At 36.6% G+C, this 16,831-nt stretch carries 13 protein-coding genes; 7 read left to right on the top strand and 6 right to left on the bottom strand.

All coding sequences use genetic code 11. The annotated features are described in order from the left end of the window. Positions 1-3 precede the first annotated feature (3 nt). From MKY20_RS24790 to MKY20_RS24780, 3 genes are read left to right on the top strand one after another with little or no spacing between them, the layout of a single operon-like run. Positions 4-2,127, top strand: a complete 2,124-nt coding sequence (locus tag MKY20_RS24790; RefSeq protein WP_034297894.1) for a peptidoglycan DD-metalloendopeptidase family protein — start codon at positions 4-6, stop codon at positions 2,125-2,127. 45 nt (positions 2,128-2,172) lie between these two features. After that, on the top strand, positions 2,173-2,703 hold the full coding sequence (locus tag MKY20_RS24785; protein ID WP_019380456.1) for a hypothetical protein: 531 nt from the start codon (positions 2,173-2,175) through the stop codon (positions 2,701-2,703). Positions 2,704-2,705: 2 nt separating this feature from the next. Further along, positions 2,706-3,338 carry a hypothetical protein gene (locus tag MKY20_RS24780; RefSeq protein WP_341003576.1) on the top strand — a complete coding sequence of 211 codons (633 nt, stop codon included), beginning with the start codon at positions 2,706-2,708 and terminating at the stop codon, positions 3,336-3,338. A 20-nt stretch (positions 3,339-3,358) separates the two neighbouring features. Here the strand turns inward: MKY20_RS24780 and MKY20_RS24775 are convergent, their stop codons facing one another. Then, a complete protein-coding gene (locus MKY20_RS24775; RefSeq protein WP_009336140.1) occupies positions 3,359-4,069 on the bottom strand; it encodes a hypothetical protein in 711 nt (236 codons plus the stop codon). Between the two features lie 11 nt (positions 4,070-4,080). After that, positions 4,081-5,115: a hypothetical protein gene (locus MKY20_RS24770; RefSeq protein WP_009336142.1), complete on the bottom strand. Its 1,035-nt coding sequence runs from the start codon at positions 5,113-5,115 to the stop codon at positions 4,081-4,083. Positions 5,116-6,016: 901 nt separating this feature from the next. On the opposite strand from MKY20_RS24770, the gene MKY20_RS24765 reads away from it, so the two are divergent. The 3 genes from MKY20_RS24765 to MKY20_RS24755 all read left to right on the top strand — a co-directional run bounded on the left by MKY20_RS24765 (position 6,017) and on the right by MKY20_RS24755 (position 9,251). Beyond that, positions 6,017-6,634 carry a CadD family cadmium resistance transporter gene (locus MKY20_RS24765; RefSeq protein WP_009336144.1) on the top strand — a complete coding sequence of 206 codons (618 nt, stop codon included), beginning with the start codon at positions 6,017-6,019 and terminating at the stop codon, positions 6,632-6,634. A 126-nt stretch (positions 6,635-6,760) separates the two neighbouring features. Continuing rightward, on the top strand, positions 6,761-7,126 hold the full coding sequence (locus MKY20_RS24760; protein WP_009336146.1) for an ArsR/SmtB family transcription factor: 366 nt from the start codon (positions 6,761-6,763) through the stop codon (positions 7,124-7,126). Further along, positions 7,119-9,251, top strand: a complete 2,133-nt coding sequence (locus MKY20_RS24755) for a heavy metal translocating P-type ATPase (protein ID WP_083805750.1) — start codon at positions 7,119-7,121, stop codon at positions 9,249-9,251. The genes MKY20_RS24760 and MKY20_RS24755 overlap by 8 nt, the downstream gene beginning before the upstream one ends. Before the next feature lie 87 nt (positions 9,252-9,338). Here the strand turns inward: MKY20_RS24755 and MKY20_RS24750 are convergent, their stop codons facing one another. From MKY20_RS24750 to MKY20_RS24735, 4 genes are read right to left on the bottom strand one after another with little or no spacing between them, the layout of a single operon-like run. After that, complete coding sequence (locus MKY20_RS24750; protein ID WP_009336149.1) at positions 9,339-10,034, bottom strand: hypothetical protein; 696 nt, start codon at positions 10,032-10,034, stop codon at positions 9,339-9,341. Next, a complete protein-coding gene (locus MKY20_RS24745; protein WP_009336151.1) occupies positions 10,027-11,727 on the bottom strand; it encodes a hypothetical protein in 1,701 nt (566 codons plus the stop codon). Before MKY20_RS24745 ends, MKY20_RS24750 begins: the two co-directional genes overlap by 8 nt. Beyond that, positions 11,654-14,446: a helix-turn-helix domain-containing protein gene (locus tag MKY20_RS24740; protein ID WP_009336153.1), complete on the bottom strand. Its 2,793-nt coding sequence runs from the start codon at positions 14,444-14,446 to the stop codon at positions 11,654-11,656. The genes MKY20_RS24745 and MKY20_RS24740 overlap by 74 nt, the downstream gene beginning before the upstream one ends. A 4-nt stretch (positions 14,447-14,450) precedes the next feature. Next, positions 14,451-15,704 carry a hypothetical protein gene (locus tag MKY20_RS24735; RefSeq protein ID WP_009336155.1) on the bottom strand — a complete coding sequence of 418 codons (1,254 nt, stop codon included), beginning with the start codon at positions 15,702-15,704 and terminating at the stop codon, positions 14,451-14,453. A 201-nt stretch (positions 15,705-15,905) separates the two neighbouring features. On the opposite strand from MKY20_RS24735, the gene MKY20_RS24730 reads away from it, so the two are divergent. Next, positions 15,906-16,664: an ATP-dependent DNA ligase gene (locus MKY20_RS24730; RefSeq protein ID WP_083805751.1), complete on the top strand. Its 759-nt coding sequence runs from the start codon at positions 15,906-15,908 to the stop codon at positions 16,662-16,664. Positions 16,665-16,831 lie beyond the last annotated feature (167 nt).

The following is a 16,831-nucleotide window of genomic DNA, read 5'->3' as shown; positions in this document are numbered from 1 at the left end:
CGCATGCTGCCTTCACCTCAAGAAAAAGAACGTGATCCATCCGTATTAAGAAAATATGCTGAACATAAGGCCAAACAGCAGGGCAGGAAAGTAGCTAAAAAGCTAGCTAAAAAAGGAGCTAAATTTGCAGTTAAATTAGCTAAATTCGCGGCAAAAAAGTTTGTCTTGCTACTTGGAAAAGTACTAGCTTGGCTAGTTGGAGCTGTTGGCCTCCCTGTTATAGGGATAGCTTTAGCGGTAATTGTTGCTCTTATTGTTATCTCATTAGCCTGGAGCTTCATGTTCGGTACAGGCGATGGACTAGAGGGTGAAGATAAGAAGATTCATGAATATATTGTGCAACAGGCAAATGGCACAGTAAATATGAATAGTTCACTTGAAAGACCCTATCGCGTACCCGAAAAACTAATAGCTGCCACTATTCAATTAGATGCTTTCCAAAAAAATGATGATATTAAAAGCGTCATTAAAAAAATGGCCAATGCTCTTGCTCCTACATTTGATTACGGTCAATATGATGAATGGAAAGAAAAACAGGTCACGGTATGTGAAGATGGAAAATGTAATGCTGGACCTGTAAAAAGAACCTCTAATATGGTTACAAAATTAAACCATGTAGAGTATTGGAATGGAACAACAACTTTTACGTACACACCTAAAGTCACTCCTTGGAAAACTAGTGAGAAGATCACATACCGGGAAGAAAAATATAAAGAAAAAGTAAAAGAAACATACACCGTTACTGTAGTGGAGTACTATATCGAATATGAGACACGGCCCTATACAGTTACCGAATACGTTCCTTACGAAGAAAAAATTGCTGTTGTAAAACTTGATGAAAACGGTAGAAGGTACGTAGAGTATATAACTGTTACAAAGTATAAAAAGGTAACTAAAACAGAGTATAAAAAAGTTCCTGTCAAAAAAGCTAAATCAAGGGAAGAAGAAAGGGTTAGAGAAGTAGAAGTCGAGAAAGTTCGAAAAATAGAAGTAAAAACAATTACTAAAACACGTCAACAATATTTCGAGTCCTCTAAATCTACTATTACTGATTATGCTACTTTTGATAGTATCCTCAATTCTTATGGGCTTGGTCTAACCGATAAAAGTATAGTAGAAGCAAACTATATGTTTATGGGAGGAACTATTGCTTATACAGATTGGCTTCAAACGATGGGAACCGGAGGTAGCTTCGGTGGTTCCCCTGGCTTTGACGGAACTATAATACCTGGTGCAGGTGTACCTCCACAATACATGCCTTTCTATCGATCTGCGGAAAAGAAGTATGGTGTTGATTGGTATGTATTGGCAGCTGTACATTTTGTTGAAACTGGATTCAGTTCACATAAAACTATGGTTTCATCTGTTGGCGCTGTTGGACACATGCAGTTCATGCCCGCAACATGGGTTGGCTGGAAGTACAATATCGGCGGAGGACTCGTTTCGTCAAGTCTAGATATCACCAGTCCAGCAGTCATTGCTGCTGGAAATGGATACGGAAGAGATGCCCAAAATGACGGCAAAGCAGACCCTTGGGACATGGAAGATGCCATTCATACCGCAGCATATTACCTATCAAAAAATGGATATGCAAAAGATGCAAGAAAAGCCATTTGGCAATACAATCACGCAGATTGGTATGTTAATAAGGTACTATCAAACGCAGAGAAATTTAAGACTGCAGCAACCTATGAAGGTGGTGGAGATACTCCTCCATTAAAGCCAGGTAGCTTTATGAGGCCAGCTATTGGTCCTGTGTCTTCTCCTTTTGGAGCAAGATGGGGAACGGTACATTATGGAACTGATATCGCTTCTGGGGGTAAATCCAAAGTTCCTATCGTTGCTTCTGCAGATGGGACAGTTAGCCGATCATATTTTTCTTCATCTTATGGAAACGTTGTTTTTATTAAGCACAACATTAATGGGCAAGCTTATGAAACAGTTTATGCTCATATGACCAATAGAGCAGTGAGTCAAGGTGCAAAAGTCAAGCAAGGGCAATTTTTAGGCTATATGGGAACGACCGGGAATTCAACTGGAGTACACTTACACTTTGAAGTACACAAAAACCAGTGGACACCCAATAAAGGGAATGCGATGAATCCGGCATTAGTTGTTCAATTTTAATAAATGAGGGGGATTCCCCCTCTAACCAAAGGAGAATCAGTATTTGTGAAAAAGCTAGGGATTGCAACTATTATCATTACTAGTATTTTTATTTTAATGGGATGTTCCTCAAAACAAAATGCTACAGCAAGTTTAAAGGTAACTGAAGAAAATAAATCCTATCTAGAAGAATATGATAAGTCCTTACAAGTATATTTTGATCAAATGACATCAATTTTTAAGTCCTTTAATAATTCATTAGATGGCTTATATACTGAACAATACAGCCGTGAACAATTCGCAAAATCTATGAAAGACAATATAGAAATATCAAATACACTAGTTTCTGATGTTGAAAGTTTAGATGTAGAGCCCGAATTATTTGAGAACCATCAAAATCTTATAGCGCTAATTAATCGCTCTCACGGACTTTTGTTAACTGCTATTGATATGGCCAACACTGAAGAAAATGAAATTGATAAAAACTATCTAAGAACTGAGTACCAAGAAATTAAAACGAATCAAGCATCTATCAATAATGAATGGAAAATACTAAGAAAGAGTCTTGAAACCTCAGACGGAGAGACACCTCAATAATCATGAATAAAAAATCTGCCGCTTTAATATCAATAATGGCCATTTTAGGTGTTTCTTTGTTTATCTATCTAGATATCAATTCAGACAAACAAAGGATTGAGTTAGACGCTACTAAAGAAGAGGTACTGAAGGAAATAAAAGATTCAAAAGAATACACTGAGAAAACAATTCAATTAGCGGAAGGTAACGACCAAGACATTGGTTATTTCCATCCAGAACATGCTGAGCATGAAGGAAAAGAAGATCCCAAAAAAGATGCCATAAAATATTTTATTGCTGGGCTTCTTAGCAACAATACCGACATCTTTTTATCTAGTTTTTATGTAGAGTCTATCTCTCAAGATTTATTTAAGAGTAAAAATCCCGATAAGGATGCCGTTACTAAAGAAATAATGGATAAAATTTCTCGCAATGGTACTCTAAAAGAGATTTTGTATAAAGTAAATAAAGGGTTCTTAAATACAGATAGCAACACAATCTCACTAACCATTAAATACGCCGATCAAAAAGAAGCCACGGTAAATTTTGATCTTTTAACTTTATCAGACTCTCACCATGAGGATGAAATAGGCACTTACGTAATAACTACTTCTGCTTGGGATATCATTAAACAGATAGAAGCCAGCCTCCAATAACAGGAGAGCTGGCTTTTAAATTACATTGGCTTTATCACATTTTTAGCTGTGTTCCAGGAGCCAAAATGTTTATGGAAGGTGGTACTTCTAGGCAAGTTGTTCTCAGAAGCATATATATCCCACTTTGCCATGCTTGATGTTAAAAATATATCCTTATGCTTAAGTGCTATGCGTATTAGATCATCTTTTGATAAATTAATCTTTTTTTCCTTGTTAAGAATTTTTGTAATTTCCTCGTAATCAAAAAATTTCTTTATAGTCTTGTAAGTCGGAAGTTTATTCTCTTTTGCATAAACATCCCATTGTGTACGATTTTGGAAATTGGGAGCATGGTTTTTGAGTATATCTTTAATGTCTTTCTTTGTATATGTCGGTTTTCTTTCACGTTTATTCCCAACATATTTCCTTACTTCACTCCATGTTCCAAAACTCTTTATAAGCGTCTTAGAAGAGGGTAAAGAATGTTCCCTTGCGTATAGATCCCACACAGATTGGGTCCTAACATGATTCTTATGCTTTTTGACTATTGTACGTATCTCGCTTGGAGTATATGATGTATTTGTTACCGGAAGCCCTAGCTTACGTTTTAATTCATTCCATGACCCATAATTAGCGATCAACTTATTTGAATCTGGTAAACCAACACTTTTTGCATATGAGTTCCAATGTGCAGCAGTTGTTATTTCCGATTTGTGTTGTTCTAATTGATTTATTAATTCCTCGTTATCCATACATTGCCTCTCTATTGTACTCTTCCTTCAGATTGTAACATCATCCTTACTATCTCTTCATTGGAAGCATTGAAATTTGCTATTTCATGGACTGCTTCATTGAATCTTTCTTTATTTGGAGTAATAGAAATGGTTTTTTCTAAATTATCCTTTTTTTGAAAGTATGTTGACTGTATTTCATCAATGTATTTTCTATATTCATCCCGGTAACTAAATTGCTGAGATTTCGCTTTAATATCCTTATGGCTATTATCAGAGTGATAGAAAGTAATCCGATCAATTGGGACTGGCTGAATACCTTTACCTGGGTAAATCTCTTCTGGCTTAATATCTATCTGAAATGGCCCAATACCAAATTCTGAGCCATTGCACCGTTTCATAATGGATTTTATTCCCCATAGGCCAGCACTGAAATTCTCAGTATTTAAATAATATGGTTTTGGAAAAACAAAAAATACTTCGTTTTCCTCCGTTACCCCTAATAAGAATAAATGGTCTCCCTTAGTAGGAATTCGGTTCAAATACCTTATTGCCTCATCTTCAGTAATTTCATTATAGTTCTCCTTTATGATATCAATTGGAGTACTATTAGCTTCTTTATATTTTCTCATTCGTTCTCTTTTTCGTTCTTCCCGGACTTCTTTCGGAGTGAATATAGTCTCGAAAAGTATCCAGACAAGATAAAACGGTAAGGCAATAATACTGATAAGAAGACCCAATATTAAAATACCGATATCACTAGAGCCAACCATTGATACAATAATTCCTAATACTAATAATATAAACCCGAGTACTACAAACAAAATGCAGATTCTAAATACAACCATAAAGATGCTGAATCCAGTCATATAAGATTCACCTTCATATATGAGACCCCATTGATCGAGAAAACTTATCAAACCGATTGCTTCAAAAATAGGGACGATATGATCCCATTGATAAGCAGCAAGTAAAACAATTCCTATAAAAACTAAACCAGCTAAACCTGTTTGTTTTCCCCTGTTATATTGCAATGCTGCATTAGCCGCACTAAGCAAAGTGTTCATCCTATTCACCGCCAGTAAATAATACAAAATAAATTCATTTTAAATTACACCGTTTTATAGTGTTTATTATATTACCTTATTATGTTAGGGTCAAGAAAATTCAGACTTCGAAACCTCCAATATGGTTACTTTACAAGCATTTGGATAACTTGCCACCAATTATATAAGGATACTATCGAAGGTATCTGTTAATGTTGAAATGAGGTGGTATGGATGTTTGTTTCACCAATGTTATTGCATAAATTTAATCCTCCATTCGATGAGCTTCCATTTGATGAAAATGAATATATCTCCGAATTAAAAGTATCTCTATAAATGGGTGTGCACATTAACAAAAATCTTATCCTAATTCTTATGCACCATGTGTTTCTTTATGATTTGTTGTTTGTACATAATTAACTTCCTGTACATAAATAGCGGATGAGTGGATATTTTTGTACATTATCCATCCACTTAGATACTTACAATGAGAAAAAATTTTTATGTATTTATCGGCATTGTAATTAGACATTCGCACAAAAAAAGAGAGCCCAATACTAAATATATAAATGTGCTGCAATGGCAGCTTCTTCTGTCTAATCAATGGGCAAGATTATTCACCTAAAACTGACGTGTCAGGTTTGTAACAAAAACACTCATTGCGAGAATTGGGATTCCCCCAATTCTTTTTTATTTTCATTCAAGTAAATACTTGAATGAGGAAATGAATAAGAGGTATACTATATTCAAGTAAAAGTTTGAATGAGAAAGAGGTGGGAATATGAATAAAGATACTTACGAGATCTATTGAATGACGAAGAAAAGGTCAATCGATTACAACAGGATTTCAGACAGTAGATATTTTTAGTGTTTGCATAAATGTTCAATTTGTGCTGACACACCGGGAAGTGGAGGTTGAAAAATGATAACAACTATACTTACAGCCGCAGCTATTTATGTAGCAACTGGTATTGATTACCTTGTCATTTTAATTCTATTATTTTCACAAATCAAAAAAGGACAGGAAAAACATATTTGGATAGGAAAGTATATTGGAACGATAATTGTTATAGGAGCAAGTCTTTTAGTAGCTTTTGGTGTTACTAACCTAATTTCCCAAAAATGGGTTATAGGACTACTTGGGCTTTTACCACTTTACTTAGGTATAAAGATATGGGTTAAGGGCGACGAGGATGAAGATGAAGGCAGCATTTTATCGCTATTTTCCTCAGGTAGGTTTAATCAATTATTTGTGACGGTCACTTTCATTGTATTATCTTCCAGTGCAGATGATTTTTCCATATATGTACCGTATTTCACAACATTAAACGTGACTGAAATCATAGTTTCTATTATTGTCTTTTTGATTATGATTGGAATTTTACTCTATGTCGGTTATCGTTTAGCCAACTTGGATTTTGTATCCGAAAAAATTGAGAAGTATCAACGTTGGATTGTTCCAATTGTCTTCATAGGATTAGGAATTTATATTTTGTTTGAAAACAAAACATTTGATGCCTTATTCACATTCCTGTTTTAACAACCAGCTGACTTAGGTAAAAAGACAGAAGCATTAAGAAAAACATTCAAATAAAAACTTGAATGAAACGGTGCAGAAGGGGTATACTTTATTCAAGCGGATATTTGAATGAACCGAGGTGGGAATATGAAAAAGGATACTTGCGAAATCTATTGTTATGACGAAGAAAAAGTGAATCGAATACAAGGAGATTTAAAAGCAGTAGACATTTCTAGTGTTGCTCAAATGTTAAAAGCGATTGCTGATGAAAATAGGGCAAAAATCACCTACGCTCTCTGCCAGGATGAAGAGCTTTGTGTATGTGATATTGCGAATATCGTAGGTGTTACCGTCGCCAATGCCTCCCATCATTTGAGAACACTTCATAAACAAGGTGTCGTGAAGTTTCGAAAAGAGGGTAAACTCGCATTTTATTCGTTAGATGATGAACATATCAAGCAGATAATGATGTTCGCATTAGCCCATAAACAGGAGGGACAGGTTAATGTCTGATCAAAAAGTAATAGTCAATGAACAAGAATCGAAAACATACCGTGTTCAAGGATTCACCTGAGCTGACTGTGCTAAAACGTTCGAAACGAACGTGAAACACCTGGATGGTGTTTCAGATGCAAAAGTTAACTTTGGTGCTTCCAAAATTACGGTTACGGGCAATACGACCATAGAAGCACTTGAAAAGGCAGGTGCTTTTGAGAACCTGAAATTACGAGATGAAAATGAAAAAAAGGTAGAGCGAGAACTGTTCTGGAAGCAAAAAGAGAACATCAAGGTCTATATTTCGGCTATATTGCTTGTGATTAGTTGGTTTTTAGGTGAGCAATACGGGGAAAATCACATCCTTCCGACAATTGGCTATGCAGCGTCCATTTTAATCGGTGGATATTCGCTGTTTATTAAAGGTCTCAAAAATTTAAGCCGATTAAAATTTGATATGAATACGCTAATGACCATTGCCATTATAGGAGCTGCGTTGATTGGTGAATGGGGTGAAGGGGCAACGGTTGTGATTCTGTTTGCCATCAGTGAAGCCCTAGAGCGTTATTCAATGGATAAAGCTCGTCAATCCATTGAATCGTTAATGGATATTGCCCCGAAAGAAGCATTAATTCGTCGTGGAAATGAAGAAATGATGGTCCACGTTGAGGATATTCAAGTCGGAGACATTATGATTGTGAAACCTGGTCAAAAACTTGCGATGGATGGAGTAGTCATTAAAGGGACTTCAACACTAAATCAGGCTGCCATTACAGGTGAAAGTGTCCCAGTAGCAAAAACCATTGATGATGAAGTGTTTGCAGGAACGTTAAATGAAGAAGGATTACTTGAAGTTAAAGTAACAAAACGGGTTGAAGATACAACGATCTCGAAAATAATCCATTTAGTCGAAGAAGCCCAAGCAGAACGGGCACCCTCTCAAACGTTCGTTGATAAATTTGCGAAATATTACACGCCTTTGATCATCGTTTTGGCACTGTTCATCGCAATCATTCCCCCACTCTTTTTCGGAGGGATTTGGAGTGAGTGGGTTTACCAGGGACTTGCGGTCCTCGTTGTTGGTTGCCCTTGTGCCTTGGTTGTTTCAACTCCCGTTGCTGTCGTTACTGCCATTGGAAATGCAGCAAAAAATGGCGTGTTAATTAAAGGCGGTATTCATCTAGAAGAGTCAGGAGCCCTTAGAGCCATTGCTTTTGATAAAACAGGAACATTAACAAAAGGTGTTCCTGCTGTGACGGACATTCAAACTTTTGGTGGAGATCAGAATGAGTTGTTGCTAATCACAGCAGCCATTGAAAAAGGATCGCAGCATCCTCTTGCTTCAGCAATAATGCGAAAAGCAGAAGAAAATGGACTGAAATTCAATGATGTATCTGTCGAGGATTTCCAATCAATTACGGGTAAAGGCGTTAAAGCCAAAGTGAATAATGAAATGTATTATGTGGGAAGTCCAAATTTGTTTGAAGAATTGCACGGAAGCATTTCGAGTGACAGGAAAGAAAAAATTGCTGAAATGCAAATGCAAGGTAAAACGGTGATGGTGTTAGGGACAGAAAAAGAGATACTTTTATTCATCGCCGTAGCCGATGAAATGAGGGAATCATCCAAAGCAGTTATCGGCAAGTTAAACAATATGGGAATAGAAACCGTTATGCTTACAGGTGACAACAAACGAACTGCCGAAGCCATCGGAAAACAAGTTGGCGTTTCTAACATTAAAGCTGACTTGCTTCCAGAAGATAAGCTGTATTTCATTAAGGAACTTCGTTCAAAGCAACAAAGTGTAGCAATGGTCGGAGATGGTGTGAATGATGCTCCAGCTCTTGCTGCTTCAACTGTTGGTGTAGCGATGGGTGGTGCAGGAACCGACACGGCTTTAGAAACGGCTGATATTGCTCTAATGTCCGACGACTTAAGCAAGTTGCCATATACCATTAAATTGAGCCGTAAGGCATTGGCAATTATCAAGCAAAACATTACCTTCTCGTTAGCGATTAAAGCTGTTGCATTATTATTGGTCATACCTGGATGGTTAACCCTATTTATTGCGATATTTGCTGATATGGGGGCTACTCTGCTGGTTACTTTAAATAGTTTAAGATTACTAAGAGTAAAAGAATAAATTATTTAATCTCTCTTTTTAGCCAGGGGTTTCCCTGGTTATTTTGTTTAAAATTGCCTTATTCAATAAAAAAACAGTGAAAAGGACCTAACGGTCCTTTTTGAATATATTGCTAAACCTGTTTTCCATGTTTGACAGGTTGTGGTTGTTATCAGTACCCTCGTAATCAAGTCCTTCCTCCGTTTCAAACAAGGTTTCTAAGTTTTCAAGAGTTAAATGTTTCTTGTTTTTCTTATCAAACCGAATCAAATTATCCTTAATCTGGTTCTGGGATTGCAGGTGAGGGAATGCACTTGAAACCATTAGCTGATTGTAAAGTTGCTCGTAATGTTTTACCTGTTCCCGCAATAGCCGTATATCATCGTTTTTCTTTCTTAACTCCTCGCTGTGAACTTTTCTTCGATTGAGTTCCTCTTTCAGATTTATAGCTTCATTGTAGAGGTCATAGAATGCTGTTTCGATGAAAAGAAGTTCATTGATTATTTTGTTCTTATCGTTTTTGTAGATTTCAAAGATTTGTTCAATGTTTGGGAAGTAAACATCATCACTATCGGACAATCCGATTGACCGTGCAATAGGTTTATTTAATTCCTCGATCGTTTCAGAAATGCGTCTGCTCCATGTATTTCTTCCGATTCCGGTTTCCTTTTCCAAGAAAAGATAGGTCAGTTTTTTTCCTTTGAATTTATTTTTTATCTCTAACGCCAATTCTTTGAGCTGCTCGTCACTATAGTTGGACGGTCTGCCTTTTGTCGCAGCCCGTCCTTCTTGCGCCTTAGTCATATCTGCCTTCCTCCATCAATTTTGAATCAATCATTGCTTTTTGATTCATGCAGCTTATTAGCTTCATTGAATTTGTCTTCAATAATTCTTCAGAGCGAGGGTGAGTCGATAGGAGCGACGAACTGCACTGCTCCTTCATTATTAAAAGGACCTCATTCATACGCTGTTCACGCGCGGCGGAATAGTCCTGGAGCCATTCAATCCCTTGTTCGTATTGATCAATGTCCGGTTTAAAAACATAGTTGCTGCATGACCTGCAATCCTCTACACATGTGGTAGGGAAGATGTCGCTTTTTTCCTTACAATATCCAAAATCTACCTTTAACATATTTAAGGTGTCTTGGTTATCGTAAATCTTTCCTCTATCATATGCACCACGCCTCCAGCCAATAAATCCATGCGGCATAGTTTCGGAGAGCTTTCGTTCAAGTATATTTTGAGCGAGTATATAGACATATGATTGAGAAAAATGTTCTGCATGTGAGTAATAATTCTCCTGAGTGGCAATCACATCATGACCTGCCATTCTAGCGATGGAAAGCATATTGAAACCTTGTAAAAACATATTAATTATCGCAAAGTGCCTGGTATCTCCAGGTTTGATTCTCTCAAGGCTTGTTTCCGAATATAGTCCCTCAACGACCTCTTTATAGAACTCCTCCAATAAAACGTCGAAATTATATAGAGTCATTCTATTAAATGCCTGTCGTTTTGGTCTTTTCCTGAACATTTGATAAAAATCCCTTGGAAAAAGGTAGTGATCTTCAATGCCTAATTCAGCGAGCTTTATTTTGTATAAAGAGAAAAGTTGGTACGCTTTACGATCTATTTGGATTGAATCGTATTTGATCATTTTTTCTGGAGAATCATTTTCGTTCTTGATTCTCGGCACTTTAAGCCACAAGGAGCCATCAGACTTATGTTCCAGACAGTCCCTATTCATTAAAAGTAGCTCCGTAGGTCGCTGAGGCAAGATATTGGTAATAAGCCACCAAATCATAATTGGCATAAATTTCAGGGTCTGCTCGACCGGTTTTGTCTGAAAAAAATCATTTACGATATCATTGAATACTAAGACATCATGAAAGTGGGGCAAGTCTCTGCTCCCATATTTTGCGAAAGCGACAGTATTACAGATTGCCAGTATCTCCTCACCATGTTCACAGGGAAAGAAACTGATGAAGGTCTTCAACAAATTTGAAAGGGAATAAGCCCTCGGCGCTGCCATAGTTGACATCATGTGTTTAAGCTCATCTGTCCTTTTCAACCCGTTGGTAACCCTTATCGTCTTCTTAAGCAATTGCACTTCGTCGTAACACTTATGTGGACTTACCCCGGCGGATCTCCGTAAGGTGATAAAGGCTTTGACAGCTTGATTTAAGTCTCTGTATATTTCGATATCAAACTCTAGCCGAAAATCGTTAGCCTTTATCTTACACGGCATAATCCACACGTGATCGAGGAAAGAGTCCGCAACAATAAACCCATTTTCTTTTAATGCTGAAAATGTGATCAAAAATCGTTCATTTTCAGTTTCATCGAATTGAATTTGTTCCACAACACTTACCATTGCGTTTCCGAACAGTTCCTGAGACAGTTTTAATTCCAAGTTGTCCACCTTATTCAATATTAATTTTGTCGGATAGTTTGCTAAGATTATCGCGTACATGTTGGATTCTAATATACGCTTCAATATAATCCTCCCCGAAAAAGTTGATGCCTTCATCAAGTAGGGTTAATAAATTCATAAGAAAATACGATTCCTTCTTTCGAACAACATCATGCTCAGTGGTTTCGATTGATTTTATCAACCGGTCAAATTCTCCACTTAGTTCAATGAACAAATAATTTTTAGGGATGATGTTTGGGCATGAATAACACGAGTTCAATCTCGGATATTCACATGAAGGGGCAGTTAAACATTGAGCGTGTTCGGTCTTTGAAGGCATTTCCCCTTTAAAAATTTTTACAAGTAGTTCTATCAGAGATTCCTTGCTCATTTTCGCCAATCGGGACATAACCGAATTTCGTTTTTGCCTAATCTGTAAAAGAAATTGAGCCCACCTTTCGGTGTCCGATGGACTGCCTAATTCAATTCGCAGTGTTGAAATTGCCTCTGTTTTTTCCTCCATGGTTCGGGGGACATCATCATTTTCAGTAGCCAATAGTATTAAAAAATTATAGAGCCAACCGAAATGCCCTCGCCTGAATAAGTTGGTGGATACTTGGTTCAGGCTTCCATCATCGTTTGTAGCTTGTACATAAATGCTCGTAGTTTCCGCCCTATTATGAGACCTTACCCTTTGAGTAAGCTCCAGCGCTATATCAGAATCTTGCCCATCCTCATCAGTTATGCTATAAAACAGGTACGTCATGGTACTGTTATTAAACTTTAAGCTTTTAAAGGGTTCGAGGGATGTATCAAATTTAAAAAATTCTTGATGCCGAGCCTTTCCAGAGGTAGCCACCGATTTATTTTTTCTCCCATGGAAAAATGAGTCAAGAAGAAATGATTGGGATGATTTTTGCCTATGTAATTCTGAAACAATCATTGCGGTAGATAAAGCTACAACCAGTGCGGGCTCTACTAAAAATGAAACAAACGCATTGGTTTTGCTCGTTCTAATTGAGCGAAAATGCAAATACAGCTGATTAATGACCTTCTGACACTGCGTTATTGTTAAAGCATTAGTATTGAACCAGTCAAAAGAATCAACCTGTATCGATGACAATTCAATATGAGGTGTATTAAATACAATGTCAGAAGCTCTCCATGCGTTTGTAAGGTGCATTATAGTAAATGCCCACATGTTTGCATAATGTTGATTATTTATGGCATTTGGCAAATGCAACGCAATTTCTTTCACATATATGTAGAAGGAAAAAAAAGCTTCAGGAGTGTAAATTTCCTTTTCCTTTTGAGTATTATTTTTCGCTTTGGAGACAACATACTTTTTTGGGACTGGAAGGTTTAAACTCGAATAACAATAGTTATAAAACGATACGAAAATTCGTTTGGAATGTTCGTTCTTCAAACGCTTAGCTAGAAGTTCATCTATATCACTAACATCCAGCTGATATAGATTTTTATCAAGAGTGCGTAAAATCTCGAACACAGACCTGTAATAATTGAAAAAGGTACGAATATGATTTGGAATACCCCTCAATTTGCCCAATTTAATCTTACAGAACTCGGCATATAAATCTTGGGTTTTCCTTAAATGAAAAGGCAAACAAAAGGTATTCATAAACTCTAAAATTTCTTCTAAAGCATCTTTACTCGTATAAATGTCCACCTTTTTTTTGTATCGCTGATGGGGAGTGGTCTCAATAAAGTGATTTGCCTCTTCAATTGGTATATAATAAACTCCTTTAACCTTTTGGGCATTTGGAAATAGCTGCTTATTTCTGACCTTAATCCTCAGCGTTTGCAATGACACACCAGTCTTTTCGGCTATCATTTTAAGTTGTAATGTATTGGCTGGTTTAGCAACTGCATTTCTTTTCTCACTCAAAGAAATACGACGTTGTTCCTTATAATCCTCGATTGACTGTATCGGAATCATCCACTTGGAGCGAACCTTAATAGCGCCCTTAATCTTGCCGCTATTTATTTGTTGGGATACCGTGCTTTTAGCCATATGTAACAATTCCGCAGCCTTTGTGGTATTCAAAAAACCCTCAAGCTCAGGCTTAATGATTTCAATTTTCTTTTTGCCTTTTACAAGGTCAAATACAAGGTTTAAATCCTTCGTATGGATATAAGGGGTACCTAAATGCAGAGTGTAAGGTATTTTCCGTTTCCAGTAGGAAAAATTGAAATCGAGTCCCAATTTTTCCTTTGCTTGGTTTATCCTCAAGTAATCATTGGGATTGAAACCGTCGAAAAAACCGATGCTTTGTTTAATATCTTTAATAGAATCCAATCTGAAAAGATATTTATCCTTGTATAGATTGAAATCCACAAGCAAGCCACTTTTAATGAATCTGAATATCTTCTCCGGACTGACATTAAGTATGTCACTCAATTGTTTAAGAGTTAAACAATCCGCTTCGTTCACATAACCACTAGATTTTTTTATTTGGTCTAAGGAATTTAGTGGGATATAGGCTTTGCCTCCATATTGTACGCCGCCCTTAATCCAACCTCGTTTAATCCAATTTAGATAAGTTTCATTACTGATATTGAACAACTCAAGAAATTCCTGAAGTCCCATGTACTCATCGGTATTTATATATCCAATGTTTACCTTTATCAATGGAATGGCTTCCTTTGGAATGAAAGATTTATCTTCAATATTAACGATTGAAGGTATTTTTCCTTCGGATATCCATCTATTAATGGTGCTATGGGAGACATTAAAAACTCTTGCGAGTTCTGATTGTGTAAGATATTCCGATCTGTTTTGCAAGGCTTTAATCCTCCATTTGTTGTTTGCGCTGTTCAATCAGTTTTGGGATATAAGCTTCGTGCAGCGTATTAAATTTTTGTTCTAATTTTTTTCGAATGCGCTCTGTCCGTGACATATAGGTTAGGGAAGAAATGAGGCTTTTATCTCCACGCGGAAATGCGATATCGTAAGGGTTCTCAGCCGCCTCTGCTAACATATTTGTAAAGGTTCCCCTTCCTATATGGGTAGACCAACTCATCGTGCTCAAATGGTGAGCAAGTAATTTATCCTCGATGTCACCGTATACTTTTAGGTAATTGAGAAAGCTTTTCTTTACCTTATCGAAATATTGACGATAACTACGCCCAGACATAGCTTTTCCATCCCTATTAATAAAAAGTGCGTTCGAATTATCCACGGGTTTGAACAATTGAAGATGATCATTAAATAAGGACTCTCCCCAATCTCTAATCTGAAAAATTCTTTGGTTTCTAGTGCGTTTTACATAATTGCTACCCGCACTATCCTTAAGATCCGAACGAAAATTTTGATCTGTTACCTCAAAAAGAAAATCTCCATTGGCAACTCGCCTCTTCACTTGGGTCCGTTTTAAATTGACCACTTCTCCCACTCGAAGCCCGCCGAATAACTGTAGATAAACTCCAAGTGCAATAGGTCTTGCTTCAATGATTGCAATTTCTAATAAAAGGGGGATGTATTTAAGAGGAAAAGAATGTTCAACTTTTGGCGCTCGATGGTCTGGGTAAATCACCTGAAAAGGGGACTCGTAATAGCTGAATCCTTGAAGGGTTTCCTTTTTCACAAACATGCTTTTATCAAGATCCCTTACGATTTCCTTATCGACTAACCAAAGATAAAAATAGGTGAGTGTCCTTTCGCTATCTTTTACTGCTTCCCTGGACTGTCCACCCGATGTCAGCGTATTAAGATAGTTAGTTCCGTCTGCTAATTGCACCTCGGACAGTGATCGAATGTCCATCCTCCGTCTGTTTATTAGTAAGTGATTGAGGAATTTAACAGTGTTTAAAGCATGCTTTTTTTGTGTATTGAACTTTCTTGTCTGCCAATAACGTAAAATGAACTCTGTTACAGGATGAATAATGTGGGTATCAGTAATAAGATTTTTTAACGCAATTACCGCAAACTGCTTTTTTATTATTTTCCCATCACTTAATTTTCCCCAATCAATCCAAACGGAGACCATGATAAATTTATAGTTTTGAAGGGGCATTATTGTAGATGCATTTAAATTGCCCATGTGTCCTCCAGCATTTATATTTATGTGCAACAATACCGTAAGGTAAGAAATGTAGATATGCAGCATTTTCTATAATATCATTGTGCGTACTTTTGTACAACGATTATTTGTGCAATTGCTAAAAAGTGTTGTTCTAATAAGCTATTAACCACATACTTTTGTACAAAATATTATTGTGCAATTAAATAGAGATATTTAAAAATAGATGGGATTAGGTTACTTCTATCTAAATGGGATAACGTTATAAAACTATATACTCGACATGGAAATGAAATAACAGGGAAGTTTCCTGAGCTCCTGAATATAGACATCCCAAATGGAACGATCCTGGATGGAGAAGTAGTTGTGCCTGGTCCTGGAGGTAAACCTGATTTCGAGGAAACAATGAGCAGATTTCAAGCGGGGAGAAATGGAATACAACCCATACAGTATTGTGTATTCGATATTATCTATCTTGAGGAGAAAAGAATTACACATTTACCTCTGCTCAAGAGAAAAGAACTATTAAAATCATTAATCAAACCTTCTCAATATATAGCACCGGTCGAATGGACAACCGGAAATGCGGAAGCATATTTTAATTTAACCAAAGAGCATGGACTAGAAGGGATTGTTATAAAAAAAGCACACTCCTTATATAAAATTAAAAATAGGTCTCATAATTGGCTTAAAGTCATCAATTACTCTTTCGCTGATGTTTACATTACAGGATTGAGAAAAAACGAATTTGGACTCCTTCTAAGCTTGGAAGAGGGGAAAAAAATGAGACCTGTTGGATTAATGGAGTTCATGGTTCCTGCAGCGAGGAAAAAGTTTTATCAAGAGTACCGTAATTATGTAGTTGATGAAAACAAGGACTTTATTTTCCTGGAACCAAAAATAAAGGCAAAGGTAAAATATCGTAACCTGACAAAAGAAAATAAATTACGTATCCCTTCCTTTGTAGAATTTATCTCATAATGAAAAAAGTTTCGTTTTGAAGTGCATATCAAATAAATGGCAATAAAAATGGCTTGCTAACTACAATAGTTTTGGCAAGCCATTTTTTAGTTTATAGAGTTTTTTTCGTCACAAATCCCTTTTAGTGAATAAAGATTTAGCAACGGTTTAGTCAGTTGTTAGGAATA

It is taken from the genome of Cytobacillus sp. FSL W8-0315 (genome assembly GCF_038002905.1).
GTDB classification, from domain to species: domain Bacteria; phylum Bacillota; class Bacilli; order Bacillales; family Cytobacillaceae; genus Cytobacillus; species Cytobacillus pseudoceanisediminis.
The sequence above is the reverse complement of the archived record's forward strand: the minus strand, read 5'-3'. Positions and strand labels throughout refer to the sequence as shown.